At 61.0% G+C, this 20,202-nt stretch carries 17 protein-coding genes and 5 pseudogenes; 11 read left to right on the top strand and 11 right to left on the bottom strand.

Annotated elements, in window-relative coordinates; genetic code table 11:
- Positions 1-85: 85 nt before the first annotated feature.
- The 4 genes from NLM27_RS42755 to NLM27_RS43725 all read right to left on the bottom strand — a co-directional run bounded on the left by NLM27_RS42755 (position 86) and on the right by NLM27_RS43725 (position 3,805).
- Positions 86-685 carry a cytochrome c oxidase subunit 3 gene (locus NLM27_RS42755; RefSeq protein WP_254149319.1) on the bottom strand — a complete coding sequence of 200 codons (600 nt, stop codon included), beginning with the start codon at positions 683-685 and terminating at the stop codon, positions 86-88.
- A complete protein-coding gene (gene ctaD, locus NLM27_RS42760; RefSeq protein WP_254149320.1) occupies positions 682-2,595 on the bottom strand; it encodes a cytochrome c oxidase subunit I in 1,914 nt (637 codons plus the stop codon). The genes NLM27_RS42755 and ctaD overlap by 4 nt, the downstream gene beginning before the upstream one ends.
- A complete protein-coding gene (gene coxB / locus NLM27_RS42765) occupies positions 2,592-3,590 on the bottom strand; it encodes a cytochrome c oxidase subunit II (protein ID WP_254149321.1) in 999 nt (332 codons plus the stop codon). Before coxB ends, ctaD begins: the two co-directional genes overlap by 4 nt.
- 92 nt (positions 3,591-3,682) lie before the next feature.
- Positions 3,683-3,805, bottom strand: a complete 123-nt coding sequence (locus tag NLM27_RS43725) for a hypothetical protein (RefSeq protein ID WP_256570472.1) — start codon at positions 3,803-3,805, stop codon at positions 3,683-3,685.
- Positions 3,806-4,068: 263 nt separating this feature from the next.
- Here NLM27_RS43725 and NLM27_RS42770 point away from each other — a divergent pair.
- A pseudogene (locus tag NLM27_RS42770) lies at positions 4,069-4,218 on the top strand (metallophosphoesterase family protein); the annotation flags it as partial.
- A 561-nt stretch (positions 4,219-4,779) separates the two neighbouring features.
- Here NLM27_RS42770 and NLM27_RS42775 read toward each other — a convergent pair.
- Positions 4,780-5,445 (bottom strand): hypothetical protein, encoded by a 666-nt coding sequence (locus NLM27_RS42775; protein WP_254149322.1) that lies wholly within the window; start codon positions 5,443-5,445, stop codon positions 4,780-4,782.
- Positions 5,446-6,426: 981 nt separating this feature from the next.
- On the opposite strand from NLM27_RS42775, the gene NLM27_RS42780 reads away from it, so the two are divergent.
- Positions 6,427-7,284 (top strand): glucose 1-dehydrogenase, encoded by an 858-nt coding sequence (locus NLM27_RS42780; RefSeq protein WP_254149323.1) that lies wholly within the window; start codon positions 6,427-6,429, stop codon positions 7,282-7,284.
- Positions 7,285-7,783: 499 nt separating this feature from the next.
- On the opposite strand, the gene NLM27_RS42785 is transcribed toward NLM27_RS42780, so the two are convergent.
- Positions 7,784-8,299: a ferritin-like domain-containing protein gene (locus NLM27_RS42785; protein ID WP_254149324.1), complete on the bottom strand. Its 516-nt coding sequence runs from the start codon at positions 8,297-8,299 to the stop codon at positions 7,784-7,786.
- Positions 8,300-8,916: 617 nt separating this feature from the next.
- Between NLM27_RS42785 and NLM27_RS42790 the strand changes: the two genes are divergently transcribed.
- Genes NLM27_RS42790 through NLM27_RS42805 form a run of 4 tightly spaced genes read left to right on the top strand, consistent with a single transcriptional unit; the run spans position 8,917 to position 11,698 of the window.
- Positions 8,917-9,864, top strand: a complete 948-nt coding sequence (locus NLM27_RS42790) for a DUF3618 domain-containing protein (protein WP_254149325.1) — start codon at positions 8,917-8,919, stop codon at positions 9,862-9,864.
- A 12-nt stretch (positions 9,865-9,876) separates the two neighbouring features.
- Positions 9,877-10,554, top strand: a complete 678-nt coding sequence (locus tag NLM27_RS42795; RefSeq protein ID WP_254149326.1) for a hypothetical protein — start codon at positions 9,877-9,879, stop codon at positions 10,552-10,554.
- On the top strand, positions 10,551-10,967 hold the full coding sequence (locus NLM27_RS42800) for a phage holin family protein (protein WP_254149327.1): 417 nt from the start codon (positions 10,551-10,553) through the stop codon (positions 10,965-10,967). The genes NLM27_RS42795 and NLM27_RS42800 overlap by 4 nt, the downstream gene beginning before the upstream one ends.
- A gap of 32 nt (positions 10,968-10,999) precedes the next feature.
- Positions 11,000-11,698, top strand: coding sequence for a hypothetical protein (locus NLM27_RS42805; RefSeq protein ID WP_309144818.1), 699 nt, complete (start codon positions 11,000-11,002; stop codon positions 11,696-11,698).
- Between the two features lie 93 nt (positions 11,699-11,791).
- On the opposite strand, the gene NLM27_RS42810 is transcribed toward NLM27_RS42805, so the two are convergent.
- Both NLM27_RS42810 and NLM27_RS42815 read right to left on the bottom strand, forming a co-directional pair.
- Entirely contained in the window at positions 11,792-12,055 is a 264-nt protein-coding gene (locus NLM27_RS42810; RefSeq protein ID WP_254149329.1) for a GlsB/YeaQ/YmgE family stress response membrane protein, read from the bottom strand.
- A gap of 39 nt (positions 12,056-12,094) precedes the next feature.
- The gene (locus NLM27_RS42815; protein WP_254149330.1) at positions 12,095-12,550 is read right to left on the bottom strand and encodes a YidB family protein; all 456 of its coding nucleotides are present in this window, start codon (positions 12,548-12,550) and stop codon (positions 12,095-12,097) included.
- Between the two features lie 2,329 nt (positions 12,551-14,879).
- Between NLM27_RS42815 and NLM27_RS42825 the strand changes: the two genes are divergently transcribed.
- Positions 14,880-15,386, top strand: coding sequence for a DUF2231 domain-containing protein (locus tag NLM27_RS42825; protein WP_254149439.1), 507 nt, complete (start codon positions 14,880-14,882; stop codon positions 15,384-15,386).
- Between the two features lie 876 nt (positions 15,387-16,262).
- Positions 16,263-16,484 (top strand): hypothetical protein, encoded by a 222-nt coding sequence (locus tag NLM27_RS42830; protein WP_254149331.1) that lies wholly within the window; start codon positions 16,263-16,265, stop codon positions 16,482-16,484.
- A gap of 451 nt (positions 16,485-16,935) precedes the next feature.
- Here NLM27_RS42830 and NLM27_RS42840 read toward each other — a convergent pair.
- Both NLM27_RS42840 and NLM27_RS42845 read right to left on the bottom strand, forming a co-directional pair.
- Positions 16,936-17,235, bottom strand: a pseudogene (locus tag NLM27_RS42840) (NYN domain-containing protein); the annotation flags it as partial.
- Positions 17,236-17,518: 283 nt separating this feature from the next.
- Positions 17,519-17,673 (bottom strand): annotated as a pseudogene (locus tag NLM27_RS42845) (SOS response-associated peptidase); the annotation flags it as partial.
- Between the two features lie 48 nt (positions 17,674-17,721).
- Here NLM27_RS42845 and NLM27_RS42850 point away from each other — a divergent pair.
- The 3 genes and pseudogenes from NLM27_RS42850 to NLM27_RS44300 form a co-directional block, all read left to right on the top strand.
- Complete coding sequence (locus tag NLM27_RS42850; RefSeq protein ID WP_254149332.1) at positions 17,722-18,180, top strand: helix-turn-helix domain-containing protein; 459 nt, start codon at positions 17,722-17,724, stop codon at positions 18,178-18,180.
- Positions 18,181-18,182: 2 nt separating this feature from the next.
- Positions 18,183-18,689 (top strand): PIN domain-containing protein, encoded by a 507-nt coding sequence (locus NLM27_RS42855; RefSeq protein WP_256570473.1) that lies wholly within the window; start codon positions 18,183-18,185, stop codon positions 18,687-18,689.
- Between the two features lie 409 nt (positions 18,690-19,098).
- Positions 19,099-19,406 (top strand): annotated as a pseudogene (locus NLM27_RS44300) (ISNCY family transposase); the annotation flags it as partial.
- Between the two features lie 349 nt (positions 19,407-19,755).
- Here NLM27_RS44300 and NLM27_RS42860 read toward each other — a convergent pair.
- A pseudogene (locus NLM27_RS42860) lies at positions 19,756-20,103 on the bottom strand (class I SAM-dependent methyltransferase); the annotation flags it as partial.
- Positions 20,104-20,202: the final 99 nt, after the last annotated feature.

The raw sequence follows: 20,202 nt of genomic DNA on the forward strand, positions 1-20,202 counted from the left end.
ACCCCTTGCAGGTTAATGCCCCACGCGATCGGTCCGAGCGCGATGCCCGCCCAATAAAGCAGTCTCGTTTGTCCCTCGGTCGCAATCACAGGCGCGGTACCCAGTCGAGCAGGACATAGAGCGGTAGCCAGGCCAGCACGACGAAATTCCAGTAGAACACGTTGTCGGTGACGTCGCTGAACCGGCGCGGCTTGGCATGGCGTGTGAACATCAGCACTGTCAGCACCACCGTGTCGCCGAGATCGGTGGCAAGATGGGTCGTGTGCAGGCCCAGAATGAGCCAAACAATCGATCCGTAGGCGGAATTGTCCCAGCGCGTGTTGAGATGGGCAAACTCGAAACCGCGCAAGACGAGCAGGGCGATTCCGATCAGCGCCATCACGATGAGGCCGACTCGCACCTTTGCAAGATCCTGCCGGTGTGCGGCGCGATTCGTGACCTCGTTCGGGATGATGCTCAGAAGGTAGATCACGGTCTCGGCGGTCCCAGGCCAGAGATCGGGCGGCGCAGCTCCGATCGGCCAGTTCGGGTTGACGGCATAGAGATACAGATAGGCACCGATCGCGATGGCGAAGCCCATGCCTTCAAGCGCAATGAAGCCCATCGCTCCCCACCACGGACCGCTCCGCGGGCCGTATCCGTAGGTCGGCAAGTCGGCGACGTTGCGGACGATGGTCTGTCTCACTCCTCGTTCTCCTTGCTGCCGCCGGGCCAGAACCAGCCGATCAAGGCAACTGCCATCGGTGGCGTGCCCCAGAGCACAGCCCAGGGCGTGAAGATCGAGCCAATGAAGAACACGGTGGTGGCGATCGCCGTGAGCAGCGGCCAGATGCTGGGTTCAGGAGACGCTTCGCGGACTTGTGGATCAGCTTCCGCCAGCGTGGTCAAAAGGACTTCGCGTCGCTCCAGGCTGAGGCCTACGACGACGGGCAGGCTCTCGTTATCGGCCCACAATGGATCACGGTGCTTGACGACTGGAATGCGATCGAAGTTCTGCGGCGCGGGCGGCGACGTGGTTGCCCATTCCAGCGTCGAGGCATCCCAGGGATTGTTGCCCGCGAGAGCGCCGCTTCGCAGGCTGAGAATCGCATTGGCAAGCAGGAGCGCGAAGCTTATCGCGAAAATCGCCGCGCCACCGCTGGACAGAAGGTTCAGGTGAGCCCAATCCATCTCGGCGGTGTAGGTGTAGACGCGCCGCGGCATCCCGATCAGACCGAGAATGTGCATCGGGAAGAACGCGACATTGAAGCCGACAAAGGCGAGCCAAAAGTTCCAGCGACCGAGCGTCTCGCTCAGCATCCGGCCGGTGATCTTGGGAAACCAATAGTAAACCGCGCCGATGAGCGGGAATACGGCGCCGCCGATCAGAACGTAGTGGAAGTGGGCGACGACGAAATAGGTGTCGTGGACCTGGGTGTCGATCGGGACCGACGCGACCATCACGCCGGACAATCCGCCAAGCACGAAGATGACGATGAAGCCGATCACGAACAGGAGCGGCGTGCGGTAGACAGGGCGGCCATCCCAGAGCGTCGCCAGCCAGCAGAAAATCTGCAGCCCGCTGGGCACGGCGATCAGCATACTGGACGCCGTGAATAGGCCGGCGCCGAGTTGCGGCAGACCGGTCACGAACATGTGGTGGACCCATAGGCCGAAAGACAAAAAGCCCGTCGCGATCAGCGAGAGAATGACGACGGGGTAGCCGACCACCGGTCGGCGCGCGAATGTAGCGAGGATCGCCGAGACCATGCCCGTGCCGGGGATGAAGATGATGTAGACCTCGGGATGTCCGAAGAACCAGAACAGATGCTGCCAGAGCAGGGGATGGCCGCCCGAGGAAGAGTCGTAGAAGCGCGTGTTAACGAGACGGTCCAGGATCAGCGACGTCGATGCGACCATAATCGACGGCATCGCGAACATCACCAGGAAGGCAGTCACCAGCATAGCCCAGACGAAGAGGGGAATGCGGTCAAGCGTCATGCCGGGCGCGCGCAGCTTGAACACGGTCACGACGATCTCCACGGCGACCGCGAGCGCAGCGACTTCCGTAAAGGTGATCATCTGCGCCCAGACGTCTGGGCGCTTCGTCGGCGTGTACTGCAACGACGACAGCGGGACGTAGGCAAACCAGCCGACATCGGGCCCGACATTGAGCATGAAGGAAATCCAGAGGAAGCAGCCACCGAACAGAAAGATCCAATAGCTGAACGCATTCAGGCGCGGAAAGGCGATATTTCGCGTTCCGACCATCAGTGGTACCAGGTAGACGGCGAATGCCTCCATGACCGGCACGGCGAACAGGAACATCATCGTCGAGCCGTGCATCGTGAAGATCTGGTTGTACTTGTCGGGCGAGAGGAACGTCTGTTCGGGGCCGGCGAGCTGAACCCGCATCAGGATCGCAAGGACGCCGCCCAGCAGCAGGAAGACGAAGGCGGTGACAATGTAGCGCCGTCCCACCACCTTGTGGTCGACCGACATCAGAGCGCCGAGAAACCCGGATGGCGTTCGCCAGAGGCTCTCGAGCCGGGTCGAAAGCTGCAGGCCATTCAGTGCATCGTCGCGCAACTCGCGCTTGTCAGCGGTGACGCTCACTTGAGCTGCTCCAGATAATGAAGGATCGCGATGAGCTCACCCGATTGCAGCGGCATCTTCGGCATGTAATTGCCGGGCTTGATGTGCTGGGGATCGGCGATCCAGGCGCCGAGCGTGGCCGGCGTCAGCGGCAGCGTGCCGGCGGCAATCGTGGTCCGGCTTCCGACATGGGTCAGGTCGGGGCCCAGCTGCCCGCCGGCGAGCGTGCCACGAATATTGTGGCACAGCGCACATCCTCTTGCGCGGAACAGTTGCTCGCCCTGCTTGCCGAGCTGGTCAGTCGGAATGTTCGCGTTCTGGTTCTCGTGGTCGCGCCAGCGGCCGAACTCATCCGGCGGCAAGGCGAGCACGGCAAAGGCCATGTGCGCATGCTGAAGACCGCAGAATTCGGCGCACTGGCCGCGATAAACCCCGGCGTTCCTCGCCGTGAATTGAAGTTCGTTCTTCTGCCCGGTGATGAGGTCCATCTTGCCTGTCAGGCTCGGCACCCAGAAGCTGTGAATCACGTCGGCGGATTCCAGCTCGACTTTGACCGGCTGGCCGGCAGGAATCCGGATTTCGTTGGCGGTCACGAAGCTCCGATCGGGGCTATCGTCCTCGTAGCGGACTTCCCACCACCATTGATGGCCGATGACCTTCAGCGTGAGGGCATGCTCGTCCTTGGCGAACACGGTGCGCTGTCCGGCATAGCTGACGATGGAAAGTCCGAGCACGATCACGAGAGTCGCCAGCCCCAGCCCGAGCACCACGCGTCCTGTGGCTCGCTCGAAGGGGATGTGCAACCCGAGCGGCTGATCCCCAGCACGCTTGCGGCGTAACATCCCTATGATCAGAACGATCACCACCGCGACCCAGACAACGGCGGCAATCACCAGAAAGATGAAGAAGGTTCGAAGAATCTCGTCCGACTGGAGTCCCTGCGGGTCGAGCGCAGACTGCCGGCCCGCACAAGCGGCCAGCGGCAACATCGCAGATGGCACCAGAGCCGTTCGCATCCGGACAGGCATCGATGATCGCCGTGCTCCCGTGTGGGAGGCCGAACGGGTCAAACCTTTGAAGGTTCCTATTGCGCGGCCGGTCCCACGAGTCAGAAGGGCCATCCCCTGGCTGCGATGAAGATTGCCCCGTCAGCCACGGCCATCAGGAGCAAGACAAGAAATACGGCAATCATCGCTCCGGGCTGGGCGATCGCGCGAAGGTCTTCGAACATATATCATCCTCCTCGTTCGATCAGCTTGCCATTAGCTTTTGTGGATTCTCGCGGCATTGCGCCGCTTCGGTGTTCGGGACAAGCAAGCACCGATGAACAAAAGGCCACAGCAATGTGGCGGAGACGTTTCCCAAAAGCCTGCCAGCGCCGCTATTGCCCATTTGTGCGCTCCCGCCAGATATTCGGGCAATACGAGCATGCTGCCGTGGTTCCTAATCTCAGGAACGCATCGGCGGACGTCAGGAGAGAAGCTGTGAAACAGAATTGGGGTGATCTCGGATACGCATGGGCTCCTACGGCCGGACGTGGAGCGTTGCTTAAACGGTGTCATTCATGCCGGCGATATCGGTGCCGAGCACGTGCTCGACGCGCTACGCACGATTGCGCCTGTCACTGCGGTTCGGGGGACGCTTCAGCTTCCGATCACATTGGTACGCTTGATCTCGGCAATAGCGCCGGACTGCGACCCGCCGTGCACACGTGGTTAGTCTTTGCGCGGATCGTCCAGCGCGTATGGCGCAATGATCGAACTTTCCTCAAAAAGGTGGTCGACGCATCTCGGCGCGGGCGGCGCTGCCACCAGAGGAACCATGGCTGCGGCGTTCGTTCCTCCACCCATTGCAGATACCCGATAGGCAGGAGCAATTCGCCGGTTGCCGTTTCGGCTGTAAATGCCGAGCTGCGCATGATGCTGATCCCGACCAGGCGCAAGCGCAGTGGAGTGTCCTGAAGGCTCAATGACAAGGCCGCACCGGATGGCCGCGCTCGAGGCCTACGAGGCGCGATCGCAAGCCGCGCATTGGGTGCCTTCAAGCATAGGGACGTAAAGGCGAACGCAAGGAGACCATGAAGGTCGCCGTCTTTCCAACGGTGCATGGTCGGGAGCACTGGTGGCTGAGAAGGGAGAGCGCGAAGCGATCTGGGCCTCGGCCGAGAGGGCGGCGGGCCTGGCGCACAGGGCCGAACTGCGACGGCTATCGTCCGCTTGGCCGCGCTGGCGGAGTGGAAGCCGTCCGCGCTGCGTAGCGGATGAGCGCGGCTATGTCCAGACTACCGACGCACGTGCCGGACCCCGTCTCCGTCTGTGGCCAGTCCTGCGGCCGCATGTCCAGGAAGGCTGCTCGCCATCTCTGGGCCATCGCAGTTTCAGACAGGTCGAAGAACTTTTCCGGTCCTGCTTCTTCCAGACCCGGTCGGTAGCTCAGGAGATAGATCTCCTCTTCGTGGACCAGCCTTGCAGCTCGGCGCGAAGCTGGCGAACTTCCAGGGCGTGGTGGAGTCGCTGGAATGTCTCGTTGCCAAAGGTCCAGGTCGCTCTTGCGTTCAGCCGCAGCGTCGAGGCCGTCAGGGACTCGGCCGTCTCGTGCAAAGAGATCGATGACATAAAGCCGCAGCGGTAATCGACTTTCGAGGACCGGTTCAAATGGCGCGTTCAGGGAGAAGCCGACATCGCCGAGCCACCGCCCGTCACTTGCACCGGTGCGAACTCGGGAAGAAAACCGCAACTGGATGTGATCCATGTCGATCCGCTCCGATAACGAGTCGAAGAGCACGGCGTTTCCGCTTTCGAGGTCCGTGGCACAGATGGTGATGCGCGGATCACCGGTATTCAGACGCTCGAAATCGATCAGGTGCCGCAAGCGTTCGCGCGGTGGACCGAGATCGTACGGCCGCCGAACTGAGGCGTCGGCATCGGAAGCCTCGGATGGAAGAAGCCAGCATGGCCCAACAGGCGCGTGTTTATCGAGCTCAGCCACGCGAATGGGTGGCGGCTAGCGCTCGGCGGTAGAGAGGATACGCCCGCACCATGCCAGTAGTTGCGTAAGTTCTGGATTCGATTCGGTTCTGGGTGCCGACGAGCCGGTCACCCAATCGATGGACGGCCCACAAGAAACGAGGGCCTCGAATGCCCCGCCCTGATAGGCCCCCAGGCCGAGACCGCCGGAGAAAACGACAGCGTCGAGGGACCGGTCCGAATGCCATTACGTCGTTCACCGAGCACAAGCCAGCCTAAGCAAACAGCGATCGGTTCCTGGGGTTGTCATCGATAACCCTGTACCGGCGGGCATAAGCGGAATGAGGATTGATGCCGCGATAGGCGTGGGTTCCCGATCGCTTGCCATACACTGCGCCTAGCTGGCGAACTGACCATTGCACTGGGCAGCCCGGAGCCGGTCTTGAAGGCAATCGCGATCCTACGCGACGGGGGTGCGATGAACCGAGGCTGTCACGAGCGAGAGCGCGGCGGCGGCCGGAGCTGTTTCATCGCGGTCTCCAATTTGAACAATGAACGAGGTCTGCCAACCACATTTCAACGCCGTGCACAGCGCGTATGCCAATGATTTGGCGACCAATTAACAGCGCCCGGTAAGACTGCCATCTCATCCGTGTGGAAGAGCTGAGATAGTCTGTCCGCTTTGTGAAACAGTTCATTGAGAAACTGAAGTCTCTGGACGGACGAGGCCCGGTTCTCGCGGCAGGACAACAAGGTCGCGCCGTCGCGGTCGCGGCGAGATGAAGCGAGCGGCATCATTTTTGCGATTGGGGCAAGAGGCCTGATCGGCTGCTAGGAACGCTTGCGGTCGGCCTCCGTTACCGGAGCAAACTCCGGAGCCATTTCTATGATCGCATATCCCCAGCCGCCGTTTCCGGCCCAGCAGCAACCAATGCCCGGTTCGACCCGCGCGATGAACCCGCGGCCGGATCATGGCGAGGAGAGTTACAGAGGCGCAGGGCGCCTCACTGGCAAGAAGGCCATCATCACGGGCGGCGACAGCGGCATCGGCCGCGCCGTCGCGATCGCCTACGCCCGCGAGGGCGCGGACCTCGTCATCGCCTATCTGAACGAGGATGATGACGCGGCTGAGGTCAAGGCGCTGGTGGAGCGGGAAGGGCGCAAGGCTGTCCTGATTCCCGGCGACATCAGCAATCCCGATCATTGCCGATCCATCGTACGTCGCGCGGTCGAGGAACTCGGCGGGATCGACATCCTCGTCAACAACGCGGCCCATCAGGCCACGTTCAAGGACATCAAGGATATCAGCGACGAGGAATGGCAACGAACGTTCGAAGTGAACATCCACGCCATGTTCTATTTGGCCAAGGCCGCTGTCCCACACATGCGGCCGGGCGGGGCGATCGTGAATACGGCCTCCGTGAACTCGGACATGCCGAACCCGAGCCTGCTCGCCTATGCCACGACCAAGGGCGCCATCCAGAACTTCACTGGCGGGCTCGCTCAGATGCTGGCCGGGAAGGGCGTCCGGGTCAACGCGGTCGCGCCGGGACCGATCTGGACACCGCTCATTCCCTCGACCATGCCGGAGGACTCCGTCAAGAATTTCGGCAAGCAGGTGCCGATGCAGCGCGCTGGGCAGCCGGCCGAGCTCGCTACAGCCTACGTGATGCTGGCCGACCCGCTATCGAGCTACACTTCGGGAGCCACCTTGGCAGTCACGGGCGGCAAGCCGTTCATCTGATCGAATGCGCGCGGGAGGGGCGGTCAACGCTTCGCAAGATGCCGTCGGAAGTTTTGCGACGAATACCTCGTCCGCTTCGCAGTAGGTGGCGCAGCGACGGTCTTCGCGTGCCCTCATCAGCAGCCGGTACGTGCCTCGCTAGGCGGCCTCTTCCTTGCGCTTCGCCCATCTTTTGCGCCAGCGCCACCCGGATCGAGAAGCATGAGATCAGGGGCAAGCGCGGTGGGACTTCGCGGCAAACGTCGCGATCCGCGGCGGCGCTCGACTCCGTGGGCGCCGCGCATGGGTCGGGCACCATGTTCGCGTTCGCAGTTGTGTCTGGCTTCTGGTTGAACGAACGGCCGCCGGAGCTTTCGTTGGCGCCCCGCTTTCCTGGCTGGGCATCGGTCGCGGCCTGGTTCGCGCGACGCAAGATGAAGTCGAGCCGGTAGCCGGCTGCCCGCGAGAAGGGCCCGCCCTCGATGCCGCGAAGCCGGCCCTTTTGACGATTGGAAAGCCGTCAGGCCGCGTTGGTGGCTTTCGCGTTGACGCCCTTGCGCAGCGCCACCGTGTTGAGCTTGGTGTTCGCCGCCTTTTCCTCGTTCAGATTGGTGGTGAGGAAGCGCACGATCTCGTCGTGGCCGAGCTCTTCTGCCCAGGCGATCAGCGTGCCGTAGCGGCACATCTCGTAGTGCTCGACGGCCTGCGCGTTCGCCACGATGGCGGCGTCCAGAACGGCCTTGTCCTCGATCTCGCCGGCCGTCTCGTCGGCTTCCTTGATGATGCCGTCGATGGCGGGACACTTGGTGCCGCTGGGATCCTTGCCGAGCTTGGCAAACGCCTTCTCTAGGCGCTCGACCTGCTTGTTGGTTTCTTCGAGATGGTTCTTTAGGCCGGTGACGAGGTCACGATTGGTGGCCTTCCCAATCATCTTCGGCAGCGCTTTGAGGATCTGCTGCTCGGCGTAGTAGATGTCCTGCAAACCGTGGATCAGCAGATCGTCCATGGATTTGATGTCCTTGGTGAAGATACCCATAATCGAACTCTCCTTTGCAATGATGGCAATGGAACGCGGACAACATCTCGCGGTTCCCGCCTGCGACAACGGGAGAGTCCGACCTTCGGCGTCCTGCTGGGAGCAGCCTTGGAGAGGGTGCGTTTGGTGAACGCGCTCATGGACGCACGCGCGCGCCGTAACGGATGCCAAAAGCGTCGGCAACCGGGACGCGGAGCTTGAAGCCTATCGGCGGGTGGAAAGGCAGCGTTTATGCCACGGCCGCGGTAACAACTGGATCAAGAAGACCGGTGCGCAGCACGAATGCACGCCCCCGACTATCGCCGGTTTCGCGCTAAGCACCACCATCGCTGGTGAACTCAAGTCAATGGTCCACGTCGCCCAATAGCGGCCTTTTGCATTTCGTGATGATGGAACGCGATTATCCCAAGCTCGCCCGCGAACTCAAGCCCTGAACTCGTCCCGAGCAGAGCCATCCCGGCAGTGTCGCCCGCCGCAATTTATGGTCGTCAATCGCCGCTCTTCATCGCACCGGTCGCATTCCTCGTTGCCGGCAACAGTCCAGGCCGCGCGAGGAACGATTCAACAAAGTGTGAGTTCGTCCTCAAATCTAAGAAACAAAGCAAAAGGATAATGTGATGACACGATCGGTGGAGGAACTGAGACGTGAGTCCGAGCGCAGCCGCGCGGAGCTGGCGGCTACCGCAGGACGATTGAAGGAGACGATATTGGATACCGCCGATGACATTCGTCACAAAGTCTCGCCGCAGCACATCAAATCCGAAGTTGGGGACTACGTCAGCCAAAAGACCCAGAGCTGGGTCGAGGGGCTGAAGCAACAGATCATGGACAATCCGATGCGCGCCGTGGCCGCCGGGGCCGCAGTGGGCGTTCCGTTGCTGCGTTTGATGCGGGGTTCGCCGTTGCCACTTCTCATGCTCGGTGCGGGCCTGGCCCTGACGTCGAAGACAGTGCGGGATCGCGCGGCTGAAGCCACCGGTCCGGTCATGGACAAAGCGGGGCGCATGCTTGAGGAGCTGACAGAGAGCGCCCGGGCGATGCAGGGAGATGCCAAGGAGACGCTATCCTCCTCTCAAAGCCGAGCGGGCGGGATGGCTGGTGACGCTCAGGATAAGGCCGCTGGTCTCGCCGCTGATCTACGCGCGAGTGCGGCGCGGGCTGCCAGTGTCGCAGGTGAAAAGCTCAAGAGCGGCATTGATGCAACCAAGGATGCCGCTGCGAGCGTGCCTGACCAGGCCCGTCAGACCATTGGCGACAATGCCGCGCTAATAGGTGGCTTGGGCATCGCGATTGGCGCCATCATTGCTGCGGCTCTTCCCGAGACGAAGGCTGAGTCCAAGGTGATGGGGCGGGCAAGCGACGGAATGAAGCAGGCTGCGGCCGCCGCGACGCAAACCGGATTCGAGGCGACCACATCGGCAGCCGATGCTGCGGCGCAAAGGGTCGCCGAGGCCAATCTTGGCAGCCACGCCAGTCGGATGACCCAGAACATGGCTGAAACATTGAAAGAGGTTGCTGACGATGTGGTCAAAGCTGCCTTCAGCCCCTCTCAAACCAACACTTGAAGGAAATTTATCATGAGCGATCTGGACCCGCACAACGTTACCCGATCCGGAAGCAAGCAGGAAAAGGGCACCGCGAAGGATATGAAGGAACAGATTGGTGATGCCGGCGCGGAGATGAAGCAGCGCGCTGGCGATGCTTTCCAGGCATCGGCCGATCTCACGCGAGAAAAGTTCAGTGAGGCCGCGGATGCAGCTAAGGGGGTCGCGGAAGGAGCCGTGGACCAGATCCAGAGCCAGGCCCGCGAACAGCAGCAGTCCGGCGCCGATTTCATCGCGCGCCTGTCAGACAACATCCGCGAAGCCGGCAGAGCCTTTGAGACCGACGTACCGTTCGCCGCACGTGGCATCGATTCCGCCGCCGACTATGTCGAGAACGCCGCGCAGAAGATCCGGGAGGGGAGCTTCCGAGATCTCGTAGAAGGCGCAACCGATTTCGCCAAACATCAGCCGGCGGCTTTCCTCGGCATATCGGTGCTGGCAGGTTTCGCGGCCGTCCGCTTCCTGAAGGCATCGAGCGGACAGTCGTCATCCCAACGGCGCGAGACGACGGACCGACCCTCGCCGGGAAGCGGTCAAAAGCCGGGCGGAACCTCGTTTTCGCCGGGACAACAAAGCTGGGATCAGGAGTCCGTGCGGTCCGGTCCTAATCCGCAGCAAACCTCATCCACACAGAGCAGCACAGTACCATGAGCATCGAACGCGATATCAAGACGAGTCAGAACGAGTTCAAAGCGATCTCGACGCTGGTCGGCGATGCTCTGTCGCAGTTCGCCAAGCTCTTCCAGAACGAGATTGATCTGGCAAAGGCAGAGGTTAGCGAGAAGCTTCAGAAGATCGCCGGCGCGCTGGGCCTGATCGTAGGTGGCGCCGTTCTGGTGATCCCAGCGATTGTCATGGCCCTGTTTGCCCTTTCCGCCGCATTTATCTCTGCGGGATGGTCGCAGCCGGTCTCGTATTTGACCTCGGCAGTCATCGCGGCGGCCATTGCCGCCGTGCTGGTTGCCATCGGCATCAACCGGCTTGAAGCGCGTCATCTGGCCCCGCGGGAAACGATCGGCCAGCTCGAAAAGGATAAGGACACCGTGAAGGGAATGGTGCGATGAGCAGCATAAAAACCAGCTTTATGGATAATTTGATGACGGCCGCCCGGGAAAACCCGCTTGCCGCCGCGCTGATCGGAGGCGGAGCGTTCTGGCTGTTAGCCGGTGACCAGAAGCTGAAAACTACGGCACGTTCGGCTGCGGAGGCCGTCGCACCTGTCGCGGACGTTGGGACGAGTGGTCTCAGGTCGGCGGCATCCGCCGTCAAGCGGACCGTGGCGCCTCCGACCGCCCCTGAAATGGACGACGACAGTTCGCTTGGCGTCGGAGAAACTTTTCGAGGCGCGACCGGTGCAGCTGCCGATGCGGCCTCGGCAGCTGCCGACAGCGTCCGAGACCGCTTCGACGAGGGTGTCGCCTTCGCGCGGGAGACATTCAGTGCGGTCGGCAACTCGTTTCCGGACAAGGAAGCCATAAACAGCGCGAAATCGTCACTCGCCGTGATGCTTGAACGGCAACCTCTCGTGCTTGGGGTAGTGGGCATCGCGATCGGTGCGGCCGTTGCAGGCGCGTTTCGCGCCTCCGAGATCGAGAACAAATATATCGGCGAGGTCAGCGACGATGTGAAGGCCGACCTCGATCGGCGTGCCGGTGCGGTCTCGCAGGCCCTGCGTGAGGCTTCGGATACCGTCGTGGCAGAGATCAGCGACACCAGCGCGGAAGTTGTGGACCGGGTCAAGCAAGCCGGCAAGGACGCCGCGGGAGCTGCCCGTGCCGGGGTGAAGTCTCTTTGATTAGACGAAAGAGGCGGGGAGCGCACCGCGCCCCCGTAGCTTAAGCTTGATCAAGCAGGATCGCTTCGCACGCAGGTCGCTGCGGAAGCTTCCTCAAATCGCGCGCCTTTGTCGACCTGCGAAGAGGCCGTACACAAGGAGCACGATGATGGCGCCGACCACGGCTCCGATCAGCCCGGCAGCCTCTCCCGGATGGTACCAGCCGAGGGCTTGGCCGAGGTAGGTGGCAAGGAAGGCGCCAACGATGCCTAGGATGGTCGTAAGGATAAACCCGGAGGGTTCGTTGTCACCTGGCATGATGAATTTTGCGATCACCCCCGCGATGAAGCCGATAATGATCGTCCAGATAATGCTCATGTTCCGCTCCTCCTGATAAACAACGGGAAAGTTCGAGGGCTATGAGGTCGGGACACGCCCCTCAGGTGTGTACTTGTCGATTGCCTGGGGGAGCTCGCGTGACAACCTTGCAAGAATCTCCTCCTGAGAAAGCCGGGTTTCCTTCTCAAGTTTGTCCAACGTGTCGGGGCCGATTGCTTCCCGCAGTTGCGAGGGCGAGATATCCTTGTTGGGGCCCGAGCTGACCCAAGAGCGAGCCGCGTCCCCGTAGCCGTCCTGACTGAATTTCTCCAGTAGCTCGCCGATTCCTCCCTGAAGCAGTCCTCCGACACCTGCCCCGCTCAGCAAGCCCAACAGATTGCTAAGGAGGCCTCCCAGCGGCTGTTGGGCATTGGCTGGCTCGAGAGATCCTGCGCCGGGACCTCTGAGCAACTCTGCGAGCTTGTCCCGATTCTGATACCCGGCGATTGCGAGCAGTCCGAGAAGTGCAGTCATGGACGGCATTCCGCGGCTCATGTTTAAAACTCCGTGAAAGGTTAGACAGTTCGAACTCGGTCAGTCTGGTTCTGTTCCTAGCCGCGCATTCTCAGCTTGCCGCTTCCGGGGCAGACCAGATGAGAGAGGGCGTGACGAGCGGTCGATCGCGCGGAAGGTGCGTATAGTTGGGCGGGCGATCAGAAGATGAGCATCACGGCTGCGAACGCCGGAAATCCGAAGGCGAACCACCACCGGAGCAGACATTAATATTCGGCACGCAGCTTGACGTCGGTATCGATCGCGCGAACGGCAAGGTCGCGCATTCGCATTTGCATCCACACCACCGGCAGCCAGAAGGCGCCGGTCACCACTTGTGTCGTGAGAGCGATCTGAGATGACGGGCGGAGCCGCTTCTCAGGTCGACCCGGGACAGGAACCGCACGTGCGCAGAAGAATTTTATTGGCATCTTCCCTGGCTGGGGAAATACCATGCGATACGTTGCGTATGCAGTCGATCTATCCGGCGTCGCTCGCGCGGTTTATGAAATCGACAGTCCGACCGACGATGAAGCGAAACAGCGAGCAGAAAATGCAAGCTCATCCTGCCGTAGAGGTATGGGCCGGTCCCCGCAGGGTTGTCCGGTTGGTGCGTGAGAGCTCGGCCTGAAAATATTTTCGCAATCGCCAACCACCCATCCCGATCCTTTGAGACAGTGGAAGGTGAGCAGGAATGCCGTTTAGTTCAGAACACCGGCAAGTACGCGCTTTGACAGCCGAGGCTTCCTCAGATAGGAACTGTCACCGCTAATTGTTAGCCACCCAGCCCTGCACCCTTCCTCTTGGCTTAGGGCCTTTTCGTTCTTGTGCAGGCGGCCCGGCTTCAAGCCTGCCGTCCCACGCGTCTAGCTTTTCCCAAGTGCAAGGTCCGCCTCCGTTCTCGTCGCCCAAGGCTGCGCTCAGGAACGTTCATGAAGGCGGGCGCTTGTGGAGCCATGACCAAATCCGTCATCAGCTCGTGGCAACCAACCTGGATGCTCGCTCGGATCGGCGCTGAAGTTGGTTTAGGCCCCGGGCAGTGCTATGAGCCGACTGAGCAGGGTGCGGCAGAATGATCTAACCAGCTACAAACCGGCGCATGGCGCTTTCACCGGAACGATTGAGCGAGCCAGCTTGCGGCAGCCAGCCGAAGGTGATGGGACCGTGCGATTCTTTATGAGTTGTTTATTCAGTTTCCTCTAACGTTGCTGACGAGCCCACCCTTGACGAACACGTCCCCTGACGGCCCTCACCGGACGGCACATTAGCGAGCTGTTCGGCCGGAGTGGATCAGCCAGGAACTATGGCCTCTTTCACGCCATTGATCTTCTTTCATCGGGAGAAGGTCTTCTTCTTACGGCTGCGTTGTCCCTCGCTGTTACTCCTGTCCTCGCCCAAGGTGGCGGGGGCGGTGGTGGTGGTGCTGGTGGAGGCTCCGGTGGGGCGGCATCCAGCGGCGGAGGGTCCGGTTCATCCGCGAGTTCAGGCGCAGGTGCCGGGACCTCCAGCGGCACGAGTGGTGGCCCCTCGGCACCATCCGGCATGGGCACTAACAACAGCACGACGACCGGCATCCACACGAACAACTCGCCGACCAATCCGAACGTTCAACCGCCGACGCCAAACGGGAATACAGCAAGCACCCCTGCGGCGCCGACCAGCTCGGGGACGGGCAACACCGCGACTGGTTCGACACAGAAGGGTACGCAAAACGGAAGCGACAGGTCTGGCATCACTGCAACGAACGGCGCTAACAGCACCAACAACAATCGGCAGATGAGCCCCGCCGAACAAGCAAGAACTGGGGTTAAGACGCTTCCTCAGGACCAAGCTCCCGGGCCGTTAGTGCTCCAGGCGTTGGCGTCGGTCACGCCGCGAACGGCTTGCCGATCGGCACTCCAGGCTCCGGGACCAGCAACGTCGATCAGAAGTAGCCTTGTGCAAATGAAAGCCCTCTTCCGCAGGCCTTTTTGGTAATCTGAAGGGAGCTAACTTCTTGCGCCCTGCGGCTCGGGAGAGCGGCTGCTTATTCGGCGTCCCGGTTGTGGCCCTGGCTAATGTCGACTATCGGCCCGGGAGGAGACATCTAGACTTAGCTGACCTGGCACGGTCCAGCGGACATACGCCAGTTGTCTCGCTTCGTTAAGTGCGCGTCCTATCCTCGCAGAGGAGCTCGCGAGCGCGGGGCGACCTCTGATCGTTCGAGACTTCACTGACAACCGCTTTCGCATTGCGGCAGCGAATGGGAGGCAAGCTGATCAGTTCTTTTTTAGGAACCAATCCGGATTACTGGCATCGAACGACAGGATCCAATCTTGTTCGTGAGGTCACCATGTCGGCCAATCCCCGAAGCACTGCAAAAATCGGCAACCATCCTCTTCACCCGATGCTCATCCCATTTCCGGTCGCCTTCCTGGTCGGGGCGCTTGTTACTGATCTAGCGTTTTTGGGGACGGGCGACGGCTTCTGGGCGAGGGCATCGATGTGGTTGATTGGCGCGGCTATTGTGATGGCGTTGTTGGCGGCGCTTGCCGGTTTCGTCGATTTCTTCAGCGAGCCCCGCATTCGTGCCTTGTCGGATGCTTGGTATCACATGATCGGGAATCTGACAGCGGTCGTCGCTGCGGCGATCAACTTTGCGCTTCGCTACGGCCAAGGTGCCGAAGCCGCCATAAAGCCGTGGGGAGTGGCACTTTCCTTCGTTGTCGTAGGCATCCTCTTGTTTACCGGCTGGAAGGGGTGGGAAATGGTTTATCGCCACAGAGTAGCCGTGCTGGACTCACCGGCGCAGGCGGCGTCGGATGCCCGACCGCCATCAGGAAGGCGACGTGCGGCTTGAGGTGACTTCCTGCTAGGATCAACGGCCGCCACGTGGTTGATCAAGTAGCGGATTTCCAAAGCACTTTGGCCGGGGACCGCGCGACGCACTCACATGCGCCTCGTGGGGCTACAGGGCCGAGATAACCGCTAATGGCCTGTTAGCAGCGCTCCCGTCTGTGCGCCCTGAGATCGGCTTGCGGTGTGCTAACGGACCAGGTAGCGAACATGGTCGCGACGCCCGCATGTGACTCGAGGCTCGTTCGCACCGGTCGGCGCTGATCCGGGAAAGATTTGCAGAGGCATTAGTGAAAGAGCGCGGTTCTTAGTCTCTGCGCGCTTTTACTCGGCATCACGCCCAGAGAAGCAGGCCCCAGCGACCGGAGGATTGTGACCATTGATTCTTTGACCGGCCGCAATTCAAGGCGCGCGCCCTTCTGCGAGACACTGTATAATCGCACGGGGGGATCGACCTGATGGAGCAAAAACGTCGCTACTATGTTTGGTGCGAGCGCCCGCGGACGGGCCGCTTCAGCGTACTGGATCTTGCAACTGATCAGCCTGCAATGGGGCAGAACGGAAAGCCTTTGACCGGCTTGTCGCATTCAACGGCCGACGCAGCGGCTGAGAGGCTCAACAAGGTTGCGCATAACGCGCCTCCAGTCCGTATGCGAAGAACTTAAGGCCGAAGGTACAAACTATGTGGCGCCTGCGGCTCACGCTGCTGCTTGTGGCCGTAGCGGGCCTCGCGGGGCGGCTGAAATCCTTCAGATTGAAGGCGGACTCTGTTTTGCGGTCATCATTTAACTACAGTCGCTGCCGGTCGTGTCGCGTTCTGCGAAAGTAGGAACGAGATCTCGGCTTCCACATTCTCAATAAATGCAATTGGGAGCTCAGCATGGCAATACAAATCGTGATGGATCACAGCGGTGATAGTCGACACTTCTTCGACAACTCCAATGCAAATGCCCTGTTGGAGGCAGAGAGGCTTTTCGTGAAATTAACCGACAAAGGCTACACGGCGGCGGTGAGGACGGGGCCGGGTGAGGCAACCAGGATCACCACCTTCGATCCGACCGCGGAAGAGACATTGTTCTTCCCTCGGCTTGTCGGCGGGTGATCACCAAGTGAGGACAAAGGTTGGCTTCGTCGGCCGCTGGAACCTTCGAAGCCTGGCTGTTCGTAGGCTTTACGCAGCTGCTAAGGACGAGAAAACGGTTCAGGCTCGTGCGTTGCGACTTCCGCGTTGTTGGCTTTCGCCGAGCAAAGGGCCGAGTTCGATACCAGGGGGTACTTCGACGTGCCAGGAAACGATACCAAGAAGCGGTACCGCATTCGACGGGGAACGTCCGGTAATGTCGAACGAGATCGACAAGCACGGACGCCTCGGAACCGGGTGGTGCTTCGTCCCGCTGGGTGGCTTGGTCGAGGGCGATGTCATGCTTGCACAGAAAATAGCTCTCGAAACAACGAGGAGAGCGCCTTGAGCATCGCCAACAGCTTCCCGGGGCCAATCCGCTGGCGCCTACCAGTTAGTCGTCCTTCCGGGCCAACAAGTTCGCGGTACGCCTTTATACCAGCGAGAGCCGTTTAACGAGCTCGCAATAAGGAAGCCAGTAGACTCGGCACAGCGACACGGCTTCACTCCGGCGGTTCATTAGCTTTTGGCTCTTGCAAGAACTTCGGCGGGCGGGCGGGGCGTTCGGGTCGCGGCCGAGCTTGGACTGCAGCTCGACGAGATCGGTGAAGACGTCGGCCTGGCGGCGCAGCTCGTCGGCGATCATCGGCGGCTGGCTGGCGATGGTGGAGATCACGGTGACGCGTACGCCGCGGCGCTGGACGGCCTCGACCAGCGAGCGGAAATCGCCGTCGGGCCCGGAAACACAAGAGCCTGATCGTGGCCCACTCTCCGAATATCAGCGGTGTCGCAGACCGCCGTGCACAATTGCTTGTTAGGCGGGATCCCGAACGAGCTCGCTTCACATCGGCAGGGCCGCCACCTCTCGATGGTCGGCCCCTAACCGTGCGGGTACGCAGGCAGAGCATCGGGCCATCCCGCCCGGCTGTGTGAGAAGTTCGTGGAATTGCAGCCTTCCGGCAACGCTATTCCGAAATTTACGTAACGGGCGATGCGAGACACGATAATCGCTTACTGACGTCGCGCTCATCTTCCGTGGTCAGGGTGATACCGGCATCGCTTTGGGATGGATCGGCTCGACCACGAAGTTCGGCACGGTTGTCAGGAAGCCGTAGACCTGGTGCGACCGTGAGATCGGCTTCGATTTCGTGCCGCAGTCGCCGTTGAACGAATCCGCGCCGCAACTTGCGCAAAGGCCGGCTCTGAGAACTACTAAGTTATGGGTATGCCAGCCTACGCCGAAGAGCTGGGAGGTACGCGCCTGCCTTCCGCGAGCGAGAAGGCGGCAGCCAACCAGCTCCGTCAGATACTCGCGTCGCATGCGACAGGAGATGCCAAACTGCGCGTGCTCGACGATGCGCAAAAGGCTGCTGAGATCACCTTGTCACCGGCCTTGTCGAGTCTCTTGATGGAATTGCTGCGGCATATCGGTCGCGGCGATGCGGTGACGCTCGTGCCTGTTCATGAGATGTTGACCACGCAGCAAGCTGCCGACATCCTGAATGTCTCGCGTCCGTATCTGGTCTCGCTGCTCGAGAAGAACGAAATTCAGCACGTGACAGTGGGACGTCATCGCAGGATTAGGGCGGAGGATCTATTCGCCTATAAGCGCACGCGTGATGAGAAGCGAGGTAACGCGCTTACGAATCTCGCTGAGCGGGACGCGGAGCATCTGTAAGCTTGTTTGCAAACCGCTTCTCCGCTGGTCGAGTCCGTGTCCTGGATGAGACCGAAGCAGCTATCAGAGAAATCTTGAGCGGCAAAGGCTTTGACGATGCCACGGCGCGCGCAGAGCGGGCGCGCGCCAGCATGGAGGCTGCCTTCGAAGACGCCATGGTTGCGGATTTCGATAACTTCTTGCCGGTTGCGGCGGATCTGCCCGATCCCAACGATCACCACGTTGTTGCTGCGGCGGCCAAGACGCAAGCCGCAATGATCGTAACGGAAAACCTTACCGACTTTCCGGCGGCAGTTCTTTCCGATCTGAACATGGAGGCAAAATCCGCCGACGCTTTCATTGCGGATACTATTGCGCTCGACGAAGCTCGTGCCGTTGCAGCCATTCGGCGTATGCGCGAACGCTTCAAGAAACCGGGACTGACGCCAGCGGAGCTATTGCTCGTGATGGAGGCTGCGGGACTGATTGAGACGGTTGACGTGCTAAGGCCACACGTCGAATCCCTCTAGCCAAATGACGATTCAGCAACTAACTAGACGGGCTTTGGAAGCACGATTTTGATGCGAACTCAACTTCGGATATTCCATAATGAAGGTTATGCGAATCTATACTGTAGACCACCGTTAGAAAGGTCACCCCTGTCCTCATTAAAGATGTCACTTTCCCCGGCCATGAGGGCTCTGGCCGAACGGATCCGACCGAGCGAAGCGGTGACGACGCGACAGGTGTTCCGATTGCTCAAGGCGTATCACGGTGGCGGGTCTGCAGCGCTGATTTCCAAGAAGCGCGGCAAGCCGAGCAATCGGGCGTATCCGGCGGTTGTCCAGACCGAAGCGATGGCGCTGATCAAGGCCAATTCGGTGACTTCCGGCCGACGTTGGCGGCCGAGATGCTTGTGGAGCGGCATGGGTTGCATTTTGGAAGGAAGAGCGCACGGTATCGCAGAGTCTGACGCTTCAATAGGACAAATTGCTGTTCATCCTCGAGCCGAACGAGATTACGACCACCCTCGCCCGCCAGCGAGTCACCCCTGTGATCAAGCACAGGGGCCGTGCGCTGCCCTACCGGACGTGCGACAAGTCGACCAGGCGGCGATCGTCGAGAACAAGCGGTTAGGACCGGTTCTGACGTACATTGCCCAGCAGCAGAAGCTGCTCGACACCAGCCGCAGCCAGAAGGCTCCGCGGCGACGTGGCCAAGGTCCGAGCTTGTTTAAGGCGGGCTAAAACTCCCGAATCGACCAGTCGCCGTCTCTGGCATTGGGACTCTCATCCGGGCGCCCAGCCGCTGCGCAATCCCGGCCAACTTCGCGACCGCGCGCCCCTCGCCGGGCCTTGCGGTGACATTTCTAACGAGCGCAATCGGCGACTTGTCTATCGAGTTCTATAAAGCTCGCGCGATGGTGGCTTCTCCTCACCCTGCAATTTGCGCAGCGGCAAAAGCCCTCAAAACCAAGGCTGCCAGCCAACGACCCCGCAAATCCCGCGCTACGCATAATCAGCCTTATGCAGTGCATCGCATAAGGCCGAGATCGGCGCCGCCTGATCGAAGCCGTCCAATGAGGGCCGCGACTAACGAGAATGGGCCGGGCGCTTCGGGATCGGGCGGCGCCGTCGGCGGGACGATGCCTTTGATCGCGCCCATCGGCAGGCGCACCCAATCGTTCTCGGCCGCGCCACGCCAGCAGACGAAAGCGACCCGCCCGCCCGGCTGGAGCGCGCGGCGCATATGGGCGAACGTCCCCTGTCGGATAGTCGAAGAACATCACCCCGAAACGCGAGAACAGGATGTCGAACGCCCTCTCGGGCAGCTCGGCGCTGTGGTGTCGGCCACCCGGAACAGGGCTGGCGTATCTTGTGGCGCACGCGCCCGCGCTCGGCCGATCAGCGGTTCGGATATGTCCATGCCCAGCACTTGGCCCCCGCGCCGACGCGGGAGAACACTCCTGCGCCTCGACTGAGAGGACTGTCGACTAATCTTCAGCGAACTCGTGCTTGCTCTCATGGCCGCCGATCTAATCCC

The organism is Bradyrhizobium sp. CCGB12, assembly GCF_024199845.1.
Classification (GTDB): Bacteria; Pseudomonadota; Alphaproteobacteria; order Rhizobiales; family Xanthobacteraceae; genus Bradyrhizobium.

Excerpts from the sequence above, each read along its gene's own strand:
- coxB (WP_254149321.1), bottom strand. The coding sequence starts at position 3,590 with ATGCGAACGGCTCTGGTGCCATCTGCGATGTTGCCGCTGGCCGCTTGT.
- NLM27_RS43725 (WP_256570472.1), bottom strand. The coding sequence starts at position 3,805 with ATGTTCGAAGACCTTCGCGCGATCGCCCAGCCCGGAGCGATGATTGCC.
- NLM27_RS42780 (WP_254149323.1), top strand. The coding sequence starts at position 6,427 with ATGATCGCATATCCCCAGCCGCCGTTTCCGGCCCAGCAGCAACCAATG.
- NLM27_RS42785 (WP_254149324.1), bottom strand. The coding sequence starts at position 8,299 with ATGGGTATCTTCACCAAGGACATCAAATCCATGGACGATCTGCTGATC.
- NLM27_RS42790 (WP_254149325.1), top strand. The coding sequence starts at position 8,917 with ATGACACGATCGGTGGAGGAACTGAGACGTGAGTCCGAGCGCAGCCGC.
- NLM27_RS42795 (WP_254149326.1), top strand. The coding sequence starts at position 9,877 with ATGAGCGATCTGGACCCGCACAACGTTACCCGATCCGGAAGCAAGCAG.
- NLM27_RS42800 (WP_254149327.1), top strand. The coding sequence starts at position 10,551 with ATGAGCATCGAACGCGATATCAAGACGAGTCAGAACGAGTTCAAAGCG.
- NLM27_RS42805 (WP_309144818.1), top strand. The coding sequence starts at position 11,000 with ATGACGGCCGCCCGGGAAAACCCGCTTGCCGCCGCGCTGATCGGAGGC.
- NLM27_RS42810 (WP_254149329.1), bottom strand. The coding sequence starts at position 12,055 with ATGAGCATTATCTGGACGATCATTATCGGCTTCATCGCGGGGGTGATC.
- NLM27_RS42815 (WP_254149330.1), bottom strand. The coding sequence starts at position 12,550 with ATGAGCCGCGGAATGCCGTCCATGACTGCACTTCTCGGACTGCTCGCA.
- NLM27_RS42825 (WP_254149439.1), top strand. The coding sequence starts at position 14,880 with ATGTCGGCCAATCCCCGAAGCACTGCAAAAATCGGCAACCATCCTCTT.
- NLM27_RS42830 (WP_254149331.1), top strand. The coding sequence starts at position 16,263 with ATGGCAATACAAATCGTGATGGATCACAGCGGTGATAGTCGACACTTC.
- NLM27_RS42850 (WP_254149332.1), top strand. The coding sequence starts at position 17,722 with ATGGGTATGCCAGCCTACGCCGAAGAGCTGGGAGGTACGCGCCTGCCT.